Origin of the sequence: Hymenobacter sp. 15J16-1T3B, assembly GCF_020711235.1 — a bacterium.
Taxonomy (GTDB): domain Bacteria; phylum Bacteroidota; class Bacteroidia; order Cytophagales; family Hymenobacteraceae; genus Solirubrum.
Window position 1 is genome coordinate 245,728 of record NZ_JAJFAV010000008.1, and the last position, 15,792, is coordinate 261,519.

The following is a 15,792-nucleotide window of genomic DNA, read 5'->3' on the forward strand; positions in this document are numbered from 1 at the left end:
TAGCAGCAACCTTTATTGCCGCTGGCTAGATGATGGTGGTTACGAAAAACTATCCCGACGGTGTTCCTGTACCGTCGGGTAATACCGCGCAACTGGCAACGCGCATCCAAGCCGCCCTGGATCCGGACAAGCTCTATACCCGCGCCCAAGCCTTGCGGCATCTGGCGTCGGTGGGCTGCAGTGATCCTGCAGGGTGGCTGGCCGCTGCTATCTCCGCCGGGTGGCTTGAGGTCTACCCAGACCAAACCGTTGGCTACGGCTCGCGTTGTTGGCTCCCTGCCAAGCACGCGTTGGGCCAGGAGGCAGCGCTTCCCTTATTCAGCTACTACGATGGTCCCATCACCAATGTCCAGCCGAGCAAGGCCATCGACGCGGCTCAGCTCTGGCAGCTGCTGACTAGTTCGGCTCTGGAAAAGGTTACTCGAGAACTGCGTACGCAGCCTGCTGGAAGTTCCAGACGGAAGTACTTAAAGGCAAGCCTGCCATTCGTCACTCCCGCTGGCCTGTTTGCCAGACGCGTTAACGGACAGCTGAATACTCCGAGCGGCTTACTCGTGCTGGATTTCGACCACGTAGCCGACTTAAGCCGCGTGAAGGATACCCTACTCGCTGACCCTACCTTACCCATTGATCTGCTGTTTACCAGTCCGTCGGGCGACGGTATCAAGGCGTTTGTGCGGGTGTCATCCAAGCACACGCACGAGGACAACTTTCGCGGGGTGTCTAACTTTTTGAAGGACGTACACGGCCTAACGCCTGACCCCAGCGGAAAGGACGTGGCCCGGGCCTGCTTTGCGTGCCACGATCCGTTGGCATGGCTCCACCCCCGCTACAGCAATACTGCTTCCATCGTCCATCCATGGTAACGCCTCCTCAGACTTTCGACACGGGAGCCTGGTTGGAGAGAGGCTCCGCACAGTCTGCACGCGCTACCATCCCCCGCACGGACGGGGCCCTGGCGTGGTGCTACGACCAGCATGTTGCCCGCCACGGCCCGATGCCGGGGCCTGGGGGGCGCAACGCATGGCTTGCTGCCTTCACCAAGTTCTGCAACGAACGCGGCGTCGCCGAGGCCGACTTGCAGGCGCATGCTACTTACTGGGCAGCGGATGATTTTACGCCAGCGGAGATTCAGCGCACGGTTCACGGCATCTACACCCGGGACCGCACACCACGCACGGAAGCCGTACGTGGCTGCAGCAACGGGGCGCCTAAATCAAGGGATGCAAGGCGCCCCATCTTCCTCTCCTGTGCCTATGCCAGGTGGCATCCTAGCCGAAACCTACCAAATGCTTCCCATCTGGCTGCGTAAATGCTGCGAGCAGTTTAGCGAAGGAGCCGAGCGCGATGTAATGCTACTGGGTACCCTCACGGTGCTATCCGGCTGCTTTCCCACTGTTAAGGGCATCTACGACGGGGCGCCGGTATGGCTCAACCTGTTCTCGTTTGTCTTAGCCCCCGCAGCGAGCGGGAAAGGAGCGCTGACGTGGGCGCGCAAGCTGGCGTGGCCGTGGCACCAGCAGCTCGCCACGGCCAGCAAACAAGCAAATGACGAGTACTTGGTACAGCTGCAAGAATGGAAAGCCAGCCGAAAAGGTAAACACGCTAACTCCGCTCCCCCTCCCCCAGCGCCTCCGTTCCGCCAGCTCTACATACCGGCTAACAATACCGCCGCTGCGTTGATGAATGCTCTGGCCGACAACGACGGCCGCGGCATAATCTGCGAAACCGAGGCCGATACCCTCAGCGGCGCTTTAGGCCAGGACTTTGGCAACTTTTCAGACTTGCTGCGAAAGGCCTTTCACCACGAGCCGCTTTCGTTGATGCGCAAAACGGACAGGGAGCAGATTGACATTACCTCCCCGGCCATTTCACTGGCGCTTACCGGCACCCCCGCCCAGCTTCGCCGCCTCATCCCCACGGCCGAAGACGGATTGTTCAGCCGTTTTCTATTCTATACGTTCGAGCGCCCAGCCGTATGGCGTGACGTCAGCCCGGCTGGTGGCCGCGGCAACCTGGGAGCGTTCTTCGACGAGCAGGGCAAAGCAGTGACCCGCATGATGGCAGCCACGGCGGCTAGCGGAAATTCAACTGTAGAGCTTTCGGAAAGAGGGTGGGCGATGATTAATGCAGCCGGGAATGCTGGTTTGGTGGCCGCGGAAGCATCGGGCTCGGACGGTGCGGGACTGGTATTTCGTTTGGGACTCACTACCTTCCGGCTTGCGGGAGTATTGGCGTTGCTCCGCTGCTTCGAGAACGGGCTAGAGCCCCGCGCCGTCATTTTAGCTAGTGACGAAGATGTAGAGGCTGCTATTCAGATTACAAACGTGTGTCGTGCGCATGCATTGTATCTATTAGCCACCCTTCCTACCGCCCCCTATGTTCGAGGCAAAAGCAGCTCCTTTTTCCAAGAAAGCAGACCTACAAGCCCAGGTACTGGCTATGTGGGACCAAGGCAAGACGTACCGGGAGATAGAGGCGGAAACCGGCGTGCCCAGATCGACCATCGGCAGTTGGCGGACAAAGCCCAGTCCGTAGCGTCCAGGCGTCCACTGTCCAGAAAGTTGGACAGTGGACGCCTTGGACACTCCCCTTCAGCCCTACGAAATGCAGCGACCTGTTTCATAAACGACCATTTAAGTTTTAGGTCACGGCATTTAAGCTGACTATTCGTGCTATATCTGGCCGCTCGCCGGATCCGCTTTTATAATGCAGACCGGCAGTTATCAGAAAGGCATGGTTAATCTGGAATTCTGCTTTTTCACCGGTCAAAAACGGTTTTTACACTCGTTAAAACCGTTTTCTCAAACAGTTTGTAACCGTTTGCATATAGCACCATGAAACACTTGGGGCGTGTATGCCCATATTGTGGTGAGCCCGTGGAAGGGCGCCCCAACAAAATCTTCTGCAGTGACTACTGCAAAGGCCGACATTTTCGAGAAGTAGGCCCAGCCACTGTATCTGAGTCACCTTCCAATAGATGGGAGCCGAACCCAATTTCAGATCATCAACCCGTTCAACCTTCTTCTCCTATACCTGCAGCAAAAGAAGACTATTGGCAAAGGACCGTACGAGAAGAACAAGAACGGAAGCAAAAGCAGAAAGCTGATGCCGAAAGAGCTCTGTCCGAATCCTTGCACAATCAGTTCAGCGATGTAGTCAGGGATTTCCTTGATGCAGAAGGCAAGCTTATATCATTACCTGCTATCGAACCATTCTTGGTCGAGGTACAAGAACTCTGTAAGGCTTACTGCTTACATCCTTACCTGAAACAGTCGGACAACCAAGCCAAGCGCCGTTTGAAAGAGCTGTACAGCATCGAGGACACCTTGCTTGATCTAGTTCAGCATATCTCCGAAAAAAGCATCTGGCAAAGCAAGCACGAGCGCTATTTCCTAACTGACAAAAAGCGCAAAGCATTACGTGAGCTTCTGATTGCTGATTAATGTAAGGTTAGCTTCCTTGCGGGTCTACTGGTAACCAGCTCCAGAATGCCACTATCCAACGCTAAGTCCCCTGGCGCTTCACGTACCAGGGGACTTAGCGTTGGATAGTGGCATTAGTTTTCGGAGCAACTACGCTCGTTTCAAAGTTAACTCTACATTTACCTATAGCACCTCAACAGTATCAAAGAGAACCTCCACGATGTGAACGTTTATCTCTACAATGCTCAGATAGAGGAATGCAAAGGTTTAGCTACTTACAAGGGCATACATGCGGGAAAATCTAGAAGCTGATTTTGAAAATTCGGCAACACAGAATGCAGAAAATGCTATCAAGCATTTAACCACAGGCTTCGAATCAAGTAGTATTATTCGACTGCGGGCATTACTTGCCAGACTGGAGTTTATCCAAGCTCAAGAGGCCGTGCTAAACATGGTTCGCCTGCAAGAGCACGATTACAACAACAACTGGCACTTAAGCAAGGAGCATTACAATCACACCCATAACTTCACTCTCTGGCGACTTATTAGAGCCGAGGGGTATAAGGTCTTTGAGCAGTTCAAGGACATCATGTGGGAGGAGTTCAAGGTACCTGTGGAGTGGCAGGAGGAACAAGCTCAACTCGCTTCGTTACCGCAGACTCGTTTACGCCGAGATTTTGATCCGGTAAAGCAGTTGTTTTTGGTATACCCTACGGATGTGAGAGAAGGCACCTGGGACTACTCGTCATTAGCTGCATTTTATGACAGATTGCTCAGTGCTGTACCGGAGAGTATTGAAGTAGTGGTGCTAGTTAAGTCTAGCCGCTTAGCCTTAGAGCTAAGCCGGCGCCGTCTACGCCAGCGTGTTCAATATGTGGTTCATAGCGAGCTTGAGAGCATCTGGCTCCGTGATTATGCAGGCTTTAATATGGGCTCCCATCTGGCCAAGCCCAGCTTCTATCCCAAGCGAATTGGAGATAATATGAAGCTGCTGCATTCGCTAATGGGGACAGATATGAAGCCTCTTGACTTGGTATGGGACGGAGGCAATTTGGTTACCAACGGACGTTGTGCATTCATTAGCGACAGGCTTCTGAAGCATAATCCCAAGAAGACTAAAGCCGATATAGAGCAGATTATTAGCTCGGAACTGCAGGTAAAGCCTGTTTGGGTGCAGCTACCGGAGTACGACACTCTTGCCCACACGGATGGCTATATGACGTTTATCTCGGAGAATGTCGTACTCGTGAGTACCTACTCCGAAGCTTGGAGCAGAAAGCACCCGGAAGACCAACAATGCGTGGATGCTTTAGCCAGACACGCTACCACGGAAGGCCTGCAGGTAATTCGCATTTTAGAACACCCTGATAGCTCAGCCGACAAGAAGGGTATGCAGAGTGCTGTGGGCACTTATTTGAACATGCTGCTTCTTAATGACACATGTTTGATACCCGCATATGGTCTTCCAGGAGAACAGGAACTTGCTCAGCTTTTGCGGCAGTACTTTCCAACTGTCGTCAGCATTGATTGCAGCGAGCTTGCCAGGTATGGTGGCATCCTCCACTGCATTAGCTTCTGCAACTAAAGTCCCTGTCTTAACCACACTTCATCCATGAACGAGCGAGTAGCAAAAGTTTTAAAGATTGTACAACTAGCAGTCGAGTTAGGCGAATACGACAGCAACGTGATTGGCATGGCTGCTGAAATTATTGCGGAAGAAGACTTCGGCATGACGAAGGCTAGCCGTGGTGCAGAAGGTGCCGATGGGCGCTGGGTTAAAGAAAATACAGAACGCACTGTGCAAGTCAAAGCATGGTCGGAAGAGCGGGTAAAAGACTATGGTATAAGCACCGACTTCCGCATTTATGATAAGAATGCAGCAGATGACCTCCTTGTCCTACTGGTATACTCTTCAAAGCCCCAATACAGGGTCCTGTACAATGGTCCTGTAAACAAGGTGGGACGCAGAGAAGAAAAGTGGGCTCGGAGAAGAATTCAGTTTGGAGGCAAAATCGGCCTGATGCCGAATGACGCTGCCAAAGCAATTGTAGCCGAACTAAGATTATCTGCAGAGGGGCTTAACTAACATGCATGGCATAATCTTCTTCAATACAGGCTGGATGAACCGCTATGCAGGGCCTGACAATGATACCATCCAGGGCGGAGGCAGGTTTGTGGAGGAGAATGAGAGCGGTGGTGAGATGTACAACTTCAAACCTCACCGCAATACCATGTATGGCTATGTTCAACCTGTGCGTGGCAACACCATCAACATCACTAGGCTAGGAGCTGCCACGGATGACGATACTATCTCCGATGTAACGGTGGTATGGACAGCACGCCATCCTGTAAATGGCGGAACATATGTGGTGGGATGGTATACTTCGGCCACTGTTCATCGCGAATACCAAGAACTTGACTTTACCCGATCCAGCACCTGGAACTGGAACGGACGGGAAGTTGGCTATCATGCCACAGCTAGCCAAAAGACTGTGAGGCTGCTTACACCCGATGCGCGCACTTTACTTGTTCCCCGTGGCAAAGGCGGCATGGGTCAAAGCAACGTGTGGTATGCTGACGACAACCCTCAATTTGTAAAGCAAGTGCTGAACTACATCCAGCACTATAATTCTACTGGGCTACCTCCTACCCCGACGAAGCGCACAAAGGCGGCACGTCAGCTAGATGTTCTTAAGCGCGTAGTGGTAGAGCAAAAGGCCGTAGAGATGGTCCGAGACCATTACACCTCCTTGGGGTACACGGTAGATTCGGTAGAAAAGGACAATGTAGGCTGGGACCTGGAGGCAGTATCCGGCAAGTCGCTACTAAAGCTAGAAGTGAAAGGACTTTCCGGGCCAGATGTAGTGGTAGAGCTAACGCGTAACGAATACAAGAACCTGAAAGCCGATCCAGGTAGATACCGCCTATGCGTCGTAACCAAAGCCTTAACGGCTCCTCAGCTTCATGTATTTACCTATTTGCAGGAAACTGACCAGTGGGTTGATGCAGATGGATTCGAACTTGCGTTCGAAGAAATTGTAAGTGCTCGGGTACACATCAAATGAAGCATCAACTTCTGGGTGCACGCATAATAATGTATGTCGATAAACACTCAGTACTACTGTGGGCTTACCAAAGCTTTACGATATTAGGCAAATAAAATGGGGGCTGGGTCGCTATACCTAACGAATGTCGAATCTTACGGTACGCGTCTTGTAAATGGTTGGCCTCGCCGGATTTTCCCAGTTCCACTACAGGCTGACCAGCCACATGCTTTTCTAACCCTCGGCACATCGGAGATGAAACATCCCGGCTGCCGTCGACGAAAGTGTATTCTCGGAAGTTTTCCAGTAGCAGCAGTTTAAAGTCGCAAGATGCGCCAGCAGCGTCCTCTACTGTGAGTCTTACATAAGTCGGTGTTTTTGGCCGTAATGAAATAACCTCTCGACTCGACAGCTTCTGTAGTTCAGGCATTACTTCGTACAACAGTTTGTTTAGTTCATTCTGATGTACGGTTGTCCCCATATTGTCGTGCGAAAGAGGATTCAGTAGCAAATTCTTGTAGAGGCGTAGGTTATCTAATACCCCTAATTGCCTTCCTCCACATTCGTCAAATACTCTGGTCAGCTCTGTAAGCAATGCATCTAGCATTTTGGGCTTCATTTCTCCATCCTCGGCAACGGTGTAGCATCGGTTAGGGGGCAGAAACGCCCGCAGTGCTCGTTCGGCTTCTTTGCGCAGGTAATTTGCACAGGCAGGAAATTCAAACTCTTCAAAATGCTTCTGAGCCAGTTCTAGATAGCTGCTGTTAGTGGAAGTGAGACGAGGCTGCTGTTGGCCATGAAAGGCATCCATATACAGCTCGGGAAACCACCAGTCTTTAGCGTTGCTTTTGGTTTCGATATAGTGGCGCACGACTTGATAGAACTGCTTATCGTGTGTCATAATAATCAGTTGAAACCGCTGTAGCAGCCCTTGCTCCTCACTAAACAGCCAATCCAGCACCTGCATTCGGTTCGACATGTCCAAGCTGATGAGCATGTCGTCTAGGCATAGCACTTGGAAGTCGTTATTCTGTACTCGGGTCTGCAGTGCTCCGATGCGTACGGCTAACGCTACTCGAGTCAGTTGCGCCTCGTTCAAAAACGAATGGGGCCGGTGCTGATCACGCCAAACATTTGCCATGCGATCATACACTTGTACCCACATCCTGATTTCACGGCCAGGCAATGCCCAGCCTTTTTTCTGGGCTTCGTTGCGCTGCTTTACCCAGTCAGCGGTGAGGTACTGCGCTTTGCCAAACTCCAGAACCACCCGCAGTCGCTCTTCGCCGTCAAAAAAATGCGTTTTTAAGAAATCATTAGCATTACGGGCCACAGTTCCAATAAAGCCCTCTATATCTAAGTTTAATTGTTTTAGATCTGCATCAAACTGGTTTTTGCTGGCTGCCGCTCGAGCCTTAGTACGGCCTATCTTCTCTATTACTTCACGGTAGGGTCGGTCATACTGATCCAAAAAGTAGGGAAAGATGTCTCGTCGAAATACGTCCCACAGGTTGATACCTTCCTTATGCGTGACGTTGTAAAAATTTTGCAGCAACTTATAGTTGATGAAGTCTGAGGCTAGGTCGGCTCGCTTCACTACAGGATTGTCAGTGTTAACCACCGTAGCTGATATCTCATAGCTGCCAGTCACCTTTAACTCGTCTTCCCAGGTCAATCGGATACGGGCTTCTTCAGTACTAGGGGCATAAACATTCACCAAGCTGCGCTGCGTGAGCGAGTCAGCTGGGTCAAAATGCCGGAAGTACTCACGTACCTCTTTCGTAGACTTGTGACTGCTTTGCAGAAAGGAATAAAGAGCCCAGAACAACGACGACTTGCCACTGCCATTATTACCAAACACCAAGGCATGACGGCCTTCGAAATCAAATATTTGCTGCCGAAATGCCTTAAAATTATTTAACTCGAGAGTTTTAATACGCTTCATATTTAGTAATCAGTTTTAGGTAGAGCGGGTTGTAGGATGTAAGCAAGCTTATCGGGGCTATTGGAACGGGCCACTTTAAGACGGTTGCGAACAGGACTGTTGGGCTCCTGCCAAGCAGCATATACCTTTCCGATTGTGGCGGCCTGTTCTAGTGCAGACCCATTCGGTAGCGATGTCACCTCTTTCTCCAAAAAGCGCAGCACATCTATTTCCTGCGTGTTCATGTGGTCCTGGAAATACAACTCGCACACCGCTACGTCTACCACCTGGCGCAAGTACTGGGCTACCGCTGCATTGCTAACAAGCTTACTTACAGCGGGATTATTTGCATCACCCAGCCACAACAAATAAACGGCCAATGTAGCTAGTGCATCTCGCTCTGAGACTGCCGCTACCGGCACCGGGAAGGGGTATAGGTAATTGGTCTTCAACGTCCGGGCATCACCCTGCAGTGTGTCACCAGTATTTTTAAGGAACCACCACATTAGCTGTGAATTAGCGAGAGCTAGCAAGTATTCATAGCTCTCCTCCACATCGGCCTTTTTCACCCAACTATACACTTTTGTGTTATGGTAGAATGTTCCATCATTGATTGTAACATTCGGGTGAGTGGCGCAAATCTCCATGTTAGAAAGGCGCCGCTGTTTTCTCTCAAATTTGACAATGTTCTTAGGGTAGATATAGCTGTGCCAATGGGGCATTTTCCCGGCCTTACCACTTTCCCTAGCCTTGAACATGTCCGATTGCTTTACCACATACTCATACGTATAGGGATAAGCAGTTTTAATGTCTGCCAACGGTACTACCTCTGGCTCATCACTTTTCACAATGTAAGGAAAGAAGACGTAGGCTTGGGTTGCCAGCGGTTCATACCGTTGAACATCACGCCCTTTCAGCATCGGCTTGAAGAAAGTTTTTTCTACCTGCCAGATTCTGTCGCTTAACCCATTTTTTCCCCAGTAATATAAATGGTTTTCTTCCGTCACCTCCAGAATATAGAGCTTATCGTTGCTGGTAGCTATTCCTTGAAAAATGTCCTCAAAAATGTCTACAAACCGTCTACGGCTACTGTAAATTTCCTCAAAAAGGTCGTACTCTTCAGCTTCTCTGAAGAAAATCCACTGATTGCTACCGTAAAGTCGGGAAGCCCGCTGCAGCCGCTCATAAGGCACTAAACGGTAGCGGCTTTCGTCATTCATTAGAGCATGATAGTCTTCTCCAAGAGCGAACTTTTGAATTCGAAAACCCTGTGTGGCAGGCTCTGGTGAAAATAGTGCTATGCATACATAGGTATCAGCTTCGTTGAATATCTGGTTGGCTCCGAAGTGCGCAACTTTGTGCACGTGCTGCCCACCTAGTTTCAACTCATTGCTGCCATTCAGCAGCAATTCACGAATGCCAGTGCCTGCATCAGAATTGAAGAATTTATGTGGGAAAATAAAACAGTTGGTGCAGCGCTGGTTCCCTAAACGTAAAGCCAGCACCACAAACAGGTTGGCTAAGTCGTAGGCTCCCTCGGCTACACCCCGATAAGTAGCCTCATACTGCTCTTTCTCCCGATCTTGTGTACTTTTTACGCCCTGAACCCGGATATAAGGAGGGTTCGCGACCACAATGTCAAAGCCAGGGTTGGGCCCAGTGAATACCTCTCGGAAATAAGTGTGCCATAGGAAAAAAGGACGATCAGTTCCTTTCTGAAACGCCAATAATCGATCAATTTTGGCTTCCCAGGCTGTTCGCTCGGCTTGTAATAGCGCATATTTCTTGCCTTGAGCCGACTTGGGTTTGATCACAGTGGCAAACTGAGGTCCAAAGTGAGCCCGGAGTTCCGTTTCTTCGGCTTTGATACGCTTGTCAAGAGACGTTTTTTTCTTGGTTAGATATTCCTTGAGTTGCTTTTCGATCAGTGTATTTATCTGGTCACGCTTTTTGCGCTTCTGAACTGGATCCGTTACCTCATAAAATTCATGCATCATTTGCTCCAACTCCTGTTGCTTGGCTGCGCTGAAAACCAGCGTTCCCTGAGCAGTATGGCTGAACTCTTGCCCTAGTAATAGCTGTGTGCTCTTGGCAAAGCTGGGCTCGTCGTCGGCTGTGCCGGTTAAGTTATCCAGCGCAATACCCTCGAAACTTTCAAGAAGGCTATTGCCTTGCATGATTTTGTAGTCGAGGTTAGGTAACTCTCGCGGCTGTGTTTCATCTACCACTAATGCAAGCCAGAAGCGCAGCCGGGCGATATCTACCGCTCCAGCATCCACATCCACCCCATATATGGACTGCTGAATAATTCGTGCCTTTACCCTTGCCGGCGACCAGGTCTTCAAGCCCTGCTCATAATGAATTAGCTCCTGGACAGCAAAAATCTCCTGGAGCAGCCCCATTGGAAAAGCGCCCGAGCCAATAGCTGGGTCGCACACTTTCACTCGGCTCAATGCCTCATCAATATCTCGCAGCAGGTCTGGTGACAGTCGCTCCACACGTTTGTCAATAATCAGCTGCCGTATTTGTGCACCGTATTGTATACCTATCTCATTTTCCAGATAGCGCACCAAGCTCTGCTGGCACATAAAGTGCACAATTGCACGGGGAGTGTAAATAGCACCTTTCGCCCGGTTTTCCTCCAGCAGATTCTCGAAAATATGCCCCAGCATCTCGGGATCCACAGCTACGGTCTGGTCGTCTGGGCTGTCTTCATAGATCGTGAAGTTGTAGGAATTCAGAAAGTCTAGGTAGCCCCGTTTATTAGGATCGTCGCCGTGGGTTGGATGCGCAAATAGTATAGCTGGCAATGTTAGAGTAGCCCCATCATAAGCACTGCGGTCAAATAGCCCCCCATTCAGAAAAGGCACATGTACCTCTTGCTTATCAGGCATTACAAACTTGTCATTTGTACGCCGTTCGTTCAGTGTTTCAAAAAACAGCTTACTCAACCAAACTGGATAAAAGGTATCGTTAGCCCCGGACGCAATAAACAGTTGCATTACAAAGTCTGGGTCTCCATCGGCATACTCGGTGCTACTAGCTCCTAGCCAGCCTTTCTTCTGCACGAAATACAGAAATACTAGCCGCCCTAATAGCTTCTTTGCAAAGTCCCGGATGGCCTTCTCATCTCCGTTGAAAACGGATTTCTTGAAGTTGCTTTTTGCTAGTGCTTCGCTAAACCGTACATAGTGCTGCTTATATTCCTTGAAAAATTCTTTGCTGAGCACTTCCACCTCAAAAGCCTTCACCAGTGTCTCTAGTGAGAGGTCGGTAGCCGCTACCAACTGCTGTAAGCGCGTATTTGGTGTACGTACAGCCTGCCCTGGCCCTAGCAGGTAGGTGTAGCGCCGCGCATGTGTAGTATGCTCTTGCAGCTGTTCGTCGCGTAGTACTGTATCCCTAGCTACCAATGTCAGTCGCCAAGGCTGAGTACCTGCTTCATTGGCGGCCGGAACGAAGTTTACCAGTGCAGCCTGGCCAGCTGTGAGCAGCCGACGCACTAGTTGCTGAATACCTATCCGGCTTTGCTCCGGTCGCACCTGATGCTGCAGCCGCACTTCCAGGCAACGTACTTCCGTGCCATCATCAAGCGTCAATTCTCCGTATTGCACCGCCGTTTGCACTAAGCGCTGATCGGCTGCTGTTAAGGTGCCAGCAGATTCGTCACGGCTGAAGACGCGCAACCGTCCTACTCCCCCAAAAACCGGTCGCAACACATCATGTACAAAGCTAACCCGGTCATAAGGACGTGCCAGCGCGGTACGAAAATCAAGCTTACTCATGAATGAAGACAAGAAACCTAGAGGAAAGGAAGAAGCATTAGTCCGCGATTACCGGGTGAGCGGCAAAGCTGATTGTCAGCACAATTCGAGGATTTATAATAGGACGCGGTGCGTGCATAGGCTCCGATGGCCTATCGTCATCCGTAGCTGATAAAGCATATCGATCAAGTACTTCTTCGAACAGCTTCTCTTGGAATTGTGGCTGATTGGCCATCAGCTTGGCGTGCTTGGTACAGAAAGCATTAATCTCTTTTGGTAAGCCTTTAGCGGCAAACATTCCAGACTCTAAGGCTTTTCGAAACCTAAGCAAGGCCTTACGCTTTTGCTCCGTAGGAGCGTGTTTGAGTAAGAAACTCAAATTCTTTAGCGCTGTATTCTCTGTATTGTTGAGTTGCCGGCGGTCCACCGACTTGCTTATTTTCTCTTGAACTTGGTCAGACAGAAAGAAGGCAAGCCCATGTTGGGTTTGCTGGTGATGCGCGTCTGGCAAAGGTGCTGCTTTTTCCGTTTGCATAGCCTCAAATATGCGGGCCGCCTCCAGAAATGTCAGTTCAACTGGCTGCTGACTGGCAGGCACTAAGCAGAATGTACCTGGGTGATTCTCCGCTTTAAAATATGCCAAGGATGTTCCCTCTAGTGGGTGAGTCGCTTGACTTTCTACATCATATATAGGGCGCCGCTTTTTAGGAACTTGGGCGGCGTCGCGACCACATCTGGCTTTGTGTGGCAGACGAGCAATTTCAAGAAACTGCTTCGGATTCTCTCGCTTAAACTTCCGCAGGAATGTTAGATACTTTTCCGTTTCGCTTTCTTCCTGCTGCACCTTGCTGCCGAATAGCTTACCATCCCCTACTTCTTCAAGGACCGAAAATATCTTATTATCCTCCCCAAATGCTGTATGAAAGGCTTGCAGCTTGCGTAAAGCTTTATTTACTAGCGTAATCTGCACATCACCTTCGGCTGAGGGGTAGAAGTTATAAACCAGCACTTCTTCAGCTCGCGTACCAATTCGGTTTACGCGGCCAATGCGCTGCATAAGGCGCGTGGCATTCCACGGCACATCGTAGTTTACTAGTACACTTGCTCGGTGTAGGTTGACGCCTTCCGCCAGTACTTCCGTTGTAATGATGATATCGTAATCGTGAGCCCACTTGTCCTCTGCTAGATTAGCATCGAAGTTGTTACGAATTACCTGCTGCAGGTCTTTACGATTAGCGGCATTTACACTAAGCACTCGGTCATAATCATGCTCTTGCAAACATGCCACTAGGTCTGCAGCCGTTTCGGTACTCTCAGTGAAAATAACCAGCTTTCCGCTAGGATTGGTGGTGAGGTTGAGGAACTCTTTGTTCACCCGCCCAATAAATTCGTCAAGTTTGGGGTCGCGGTGTACTTGCTGCCAGCGTTTTAACAATGCGGCCACTTGCTTTTGCTCTGCCCGAAGTAACTCAACAAAGTCCTTTTTAAATTCCTTCGCTTTAAAAGCTCGGTTATTGCCGGCCTTCTCATTAATTTTTTCCTCTATTTCATCATAGCTGTAGCCTTTTTCTAACAGCTCGTTAACATCTAAGTCAGGCGCAATAAAAATTCGGTCATTGTCAAACATGTCCAGCATGTTGCCTATGGCCTTGTGTAATCGGGTAAGTGAGCCACGGAAGGCACAGAATGAACTCTCTAGCCGCTTCACGAGCAATGTTCTCATGATACTGGCAAGCCGGTCTGAAATATTCGTTACGTTCCCGTAAAGTTTACGAGCCGCTTCTTCGTCGTCTAAGTGTTCAATGGCACGGTACCGATAATACTGCAGACCAGGTGCATCTTCTCCGTGTTCATCCAATCCCGTTATTAATTCCACCGTGTCGGCAAACAGTCGTGCTAGCTTTGCATCTAGGACGTATTCTACTGCTATAGGCTCGCGCTGTTTTGGGAATTTGATGCCCTGCGCCTTCAAATCGGTCAGATATTCCGGATTGTTTTCAATGTCTTTGCGAGTGCGCCGAATTACTAACGGTTCAATTACATCATTGCGAAGTTGCGCAAACAACGCCTTGAGCTTAGGCAGGTTTAACCGCTTCTCGGCTGATAGCTTTTTGTAGCGTTCCTTTATTGGCTTAAAATACTCCTGTAGGTTACGGACCCCTCTTAGGGTGGAGTTTCGGCGATCTTGAAATAGGTAAAGCTGGTTTTCTATATCAGCTGGGCTGTTGTTCAACGGTGTAGCCGATACTAGTACTACCTTCTTCCGATCATCTCCATTGTCGCCTCGGCGTACCCGAGGCCGTTTGCATATTTCCTGTAGCTCCAGGTACATGCCTGTGTAATCGTTCCGAAACTTGTGCGATTCATCGACCACTACCAAGTCAAACTGATCTGCATTAGGATAATCATAGTTTTCCTCATCCAACACCTTATGCAATGAGCCATTGGTGATGTAACGGAAATGATTTTCTACCTGAAAGTCTCGGGCTGTGCGCTGCCAGTTAGGTACCAGTGCGGGCGGGCATACTACCAATACTTTAGTCTGAGTCCCATTCTCGTAAATGAATTTCTTTATAACCATCAAGGCAATGATGGTCTTGCCTAATCCTACCACATCGGCCAGAATAAAGCCATGATGGACCATCATGATGGCGTAGCCCTGATTTGCTGCATCTGTTTGATACTTCAGCCGACGATAATGAGACGGTACCAGTAGCTCAATATGATAAGGGTCAAAATCTACCCGCCGCCCAAAAAATTCCAATAACATTTTGATGTACAACTCGAAAGGGGTAAAGTCATCACGCAGATAGGTCTTTTTGCGTAGCGCTTCAGCCTGTGCTTTCAAAATTGGTATTGACTCCTCCCACAACAACTCAAATTCTTCGGTAGCTGTCTTTACCAGATCGTACTCCCGCACACTAATGTTGAATTCATAATTCGAATCCTGCTTTATTCCTAGGCCGGCTGCCGTCAAGTTCGATGAACCAGTCACGAACTCACAGGGAGTGTACTCATTGAATGGCTCGGGTCGAACTATATATACTTTTGCATGAATAGTCTTATCAGGATGGGCGCGCAACTCTATTTTTCCTAAGAGAAGATCATCAATAAATTGTATTAGTCCTTCTTCGGTCTCTTGATCATAGGCTGCACCCTGGATGTCGTGTGCCAGCTTGGCCACAAATTCATCCTTGGTCTGTTGTGGATCCTTGATGTACTGTTGTCCTCGATCATGGTACGCCTTTGTGAGCTGATCTACATCGATGCCGACCAGAATACGCACTTTAGGCACCTTATTTAAAAGTGGGCGTACCCGGAAATACCCTGATGCTCGGAAGTACCCTACCAGTATGTCGAAGCAAGCTATTTGCGGAACGTGCGTAAAAACCCCTTCAAGCTTCTTGATAAGAGTATTCCCAGCTCGGTTTGTGAAAATTTGAGTTAATGACATTCTGAAGATGCGTGCTAAACCAGCCCCCACTTGCCGGCAGTCAGCAAACTTATTAGCATAGATTTTACTATGCTAACAAATTCGTTCGGCTGTACTCAGCAACAGAAGCAGGAACTGCTGTAGGGTTTCAGCAAGTGTTGAATGTGAATCCTATTGCAGCACTTTTGAATGTTCAATCATC

At 49.6% G+C, this 15,792-nt stretch carries 9 protein-coding genes; 6 read left to right on the forward strand and 3 right to left on the reverse strand.

The window, feature by feature from the left end; translation table 11 throughout:
- Window positions 1–29: 29 nt before the first annotated feature.
- The 6 genes from LJ737_RS15475 (at window position 30) to LJ737_RS15505 (ending at window position 6,490) form a co-directional block, all read left to right on the forward strand.
- Window positions 30–866: a BT4734/BF3469 family protein gene (locus LJ737_RS15475; protein ID WP_227767306.1), complete on the forward strand. Its 837-nt coding sequence runs from the start codon at window positions 30–32 to the stop codon at window positions 864–866.
- A 423-nt stretch (window positions 867–1,289) separates the two neighbouring features.
- Window positions 1,290–2,666 carry a DUF3987 domain-containing protein gene (locus LJ737_RS15480; RefSeq protein WP_262907945.1) on the forward strand — a complete coding sequence of 459 codons (1,377 nt, stop codon included), beginning with the start codon at window positions 1,290–1,292 and terminating at the stop codon, window positions 2,664–2,666.
- A 171-nt stretch (window positions 2,667–2,837) separates the two neighbouring features.
- The gene (locus LJ737_RS15490) at window positions 2,838–3,446 is read left to right on the forward strand and encodes a hypothetical protein (protein ID WP_227767308.1); all 609 of its coding nucleotides are present in this window, start codon (window positions 2,838–2,840) and stop codon (window positions 3,444–3,446) included.
- A 268-nt stretch (window positions 3,447–3,714) separates the two neighbouring features.
- Window positions 3,715–5,010 (forward strand): agmatine deiminase family protein, encoded by a 1,296-nt coding sequence (locus LJ737_RS15495; protein ID WP_227767309.1) that lies wholly within the window; start codon window positions 3,715–3,717, stop codon window positions 5,008–5,010.
- 27 nt (window positions 5,011–5,037) lie between these two features.
- Window positions 5,038–5,511: a DUF6998 domain-containing protein gene (locus LJ737_RS15500; RefSeq protein ID WP_227767311.1), complete on the forward strand. Its 474-nt coding sequence runs from the start codon at window positions 5,038–5,040 to the stop codon at window positions 5,509–5,511.
- Window position 5,512: 1 nt separating this feature from the next.
- Window positions 5,513–6,490 (forward strand): protein NO VEIN domain-containing protein, encoded by a 978-nt coding sequence (locus LJ737_RS15505; protein WP_227767313.1) that lies wholly within the window; start codon window positions 5,513–5,515, stop codon window positions 6,488–6,490.
- A 64-nt stretch (window positions 6,491–6,554) separates the two neighbouring features.
- On the opposite strand, the gene LJ737_RS15510 is transcribed toward LJ737_RS15505, so the two are convergent.
- The 3 genes from LJ737_RS15510 to LJ737_RS15520 are packed head-to-tail and all read right to left on the reverse strand — an operon-like array spanning window position 6,555 to window position 15,611.
- Complete coding sequence (locus LJ737_RS15510) at window positions 6,555–8,414, reverse strand: AAA family ATPase (protein ID WP_227767315.1); 1,860 nt, start codon at window positions 8,412–8,414, stop codon at window positions 6,555–6,557.
- Window positions 8,415–8,416: 2 nt separating this feature from the next.
- The gene (locus tag LJ737_RS15515) at window positions 8,417–12,178 is read right to left on the reverse strand and encodes an Eco57I restriction-modification methylase domain-containing protein (protein ID WP_227767317.1); all 3,762 of its coding nucleotides are present in this window, start codon (window positions 12,176–12,178) and stop codon (window positions 8,417–8,419) included.
- Window positions 12,179–12,215: 37 nt separating this feature from the next.
- The gene (locus LJ737_RS15520; protein ID WP_227767319.1) at window positions 12,216–15,611 is read right to left on the reverse strand and encodes a helicase-related protein; all 3,396 of its coding nucleotides are present in this window, start codon (window positions 15,609–15,611) and stop codon (window positions 12,216–12,218) included.
- Between the last annotated feature and the right edge of the window lie 181 nt (window positions 15,612–15,792).

What these genes read in the sequence shown, in the direction of transcription:
- LJ737_RS15475 (WP_227767306.1), top strand. Translation starts at nt 30, where the DNA reads ATGATGGTGGTTACGAAAAACTATCCCGACGGTGTTCCTGTACCGTCG.
- LJ737_RS15495 (WP_227767309.1), top strand. Translation starts at nt 3,715, where the DNA reads ATGCGGGAAAATCTAGAAGCTGATTTTGAAAATTCGGCAACACAGAAT.
- LJ737_RS15505 (WP_227767313.1), top strand. Translation starts at nt 5,513, where the DNA reads ATGCATGGCATAATCTTCTTCAATACAGGCTGGATGAACCGCTATGCA.
- LJ737_RS15520 (WP_227767319.1), bottom strand. Translation starts at nt 15,611, where the DNA reads ATGTCATTAACTCAAATTTTCACAAACCGAGCTGGGAATACTCTTATC.
- LJ737_RS15515 (WP_227767317.1), bottom strand. Translation starts at nt 12,178, where the DNA reads ATGAGTAAGCTTGATTTTCGTACCGCGCTGGCACGTCCTTATGACCGG.
- LJ737_RS15510 (WP_227767315.1), bottom strand. Translation starts at nt 8,414, where the DNA reads ATGAAGCGTATTAAAACTCTCGAGTTAAATAATTTTAAGGCATTTCGG.
- LJ737_RS15480 (WP_262907945.1), top strand. Translation starts at nt 1,290, where the DNA reads ATGCTTCCCATCTGGCTGCGTAAATGCTGCGAGCAGTTTAGCGAAGGA.
- LJ737_RS15490 (WP_227767308.1), top strand. Translation starts at nt 2,838, where the DNA reads ATGAAACACTTGGGGCGTGTATGCCCATATTGTGGTGAGCCCGTGGAA.
- LJ737_RS15500 (WP_227767311.1), top strand. Translation starts at nt 5,038, where the DNA reads ATGAACGAGCGAGTAGCAAAAGTTTTAAAGATTGTACAACTAGCAGTC.